General features: G+C 62.9%; 1 protein-coding gene and 1 pseudogene. One reads left to right on the forward strand and one right to left on the reverse strand.

Annotated features, from left to right (window positions below):
- Window positions 1-714 (reverse strand): annotated as a pseudogene (locus tag A5625_RS03110) (peptidase); the annotation flags it as partial.
- A 309-nt stretch (window positions 715-1,023) separates the two neighbouring features.
- Between A5625_RS03110 and A5625_RS03115 the strand changes: the two are divergent.
- A complete protein-coding gene (locus A5625_RS03115; RefSeq protein ID WP_082984241.1) occupies window positions 1,024-1,278 on the forward strand; it encodes a hypothetical protein in 255 nt (84 codons plus the stop codon).
- Window positions 1,279-1,282: the final 4 nt, after the last annotated feature.

Here is a 1,282-nt window from a genome sequence, read left to right on the forward strand (position 1 = left end):
GGCGTCGGCGAAGCGTTGGTAACACAGGTCGTCGTTGCTGCTGACGACACCGGAGCGAAACGCGGTGATCCGGGTAAACCCGGCAGGCACGGTCTGCCCGTCGACATCGCTGGCCACCAAGTGGTTGGTGACTAGTCCGGCGACAGCCTTATCGAGGTCACCAGCCGTCAGGGTCAAAGCATTGCCCGACGGCACCGACAGCGGGCCGGCCATTTTGCGGTGCGCAACCCCGGTCAGACATGCAGTCCGCAGTGCGCTCATCGGCGCGTCCAGTTTCAGGCCCCGTTCGTGTTGCACCGCAAGGACACACCGCGACATCACGACCGACATGGCGGTGTCATCGCCTTGGATCAAGACATGACCGGACCGCTCATCGGCAGGGGCGCCCATCTTCTGCAGCTGGGCCAGATCAGCGGTGATGGTGTTGGTGGCCGGGCAGTAAGACGCGGGCGGGCGGGCTTGCGCGTCAGGGCAATTGCCGCCGCTATAAGACAGTTGGGGTGGGTTCTTCGGGGCGAAAATGGCCCCGAGCGTGTCCATCAGCGACGACGTAGTTTGCTGGTCAATCGGCACCTACCCGGCCTCCAGTCGACCGGATTGATCGTAGGTCAACGCGATCGGCAGGTCCCCGCGACGCTGTTTGACCTCCCTTTCGTCGATCACCGCACAGGCCGATGCCCCTGAGACAAACCCCATCTGGAAAGCGCTGACGCGAGCGGGATGCGGCGTATCGCCGGGAACTATTTCGCCGAAGGGCCTTGGCGATCGACACACCCGCACAGCGTTCGCCGAGCCGGCAATTACCACCGCACCATCTCGACCTACCTCACCGCAGTGCTCGACCACGGCTTCGCACTATGGGCCTGTGACGAACCGGTCCCCACCGACGCCGTACGCGCCGAGGCCCCGCATCAGTGCCGAGCGGCGTACGCAAATGAAGACAGGGGTATTGCCTACGCTATCCACACAGCCGACGGGGCAGGTTGGTGGTGAGTCGGCGCAGGCACCTGTCAGCGTGTTGGCATGAGCCGCGCTGAAGATGAGCCCTTGGGTTACCCGCTGTATCGAGTGATGACGGTGGTGCGATCACAACTCACCCTTGAGTTCGGCAGCAAGGCGCAGGTCGATGCCGGTGAGCGACCCGGTACGACGAGCTCTGAGCACGCCGAGATTCGTAAGCTCAAGCGTGAAGTTTCCGAATTACGCAGGGGGAACAATATTTTGAAGTCTGCGTCTGCGTTTTTTGCAGCGGAGCTCGACCGCCCCGTGACGAAATGATCGC

The sequence above is a fragment of the Mycobacterium sp. 1465703.0 genome, from assembly GCF_001672975.1.
Lineage (GTDB): Bacteria > Actinomycetota > Actinomycetes > Mycobacteriales > Mycobacteriaceae > Mycobacterium.

Coding starts and splice junctions, on each gene's coding strand:
- A5625_RS03115 (WP_082984241.1), top strand. CDS start 1,024: ATGAGCCGCGCTGAAGATGAGCCCTTGGGTTACCCGCTGTATCGAGTG.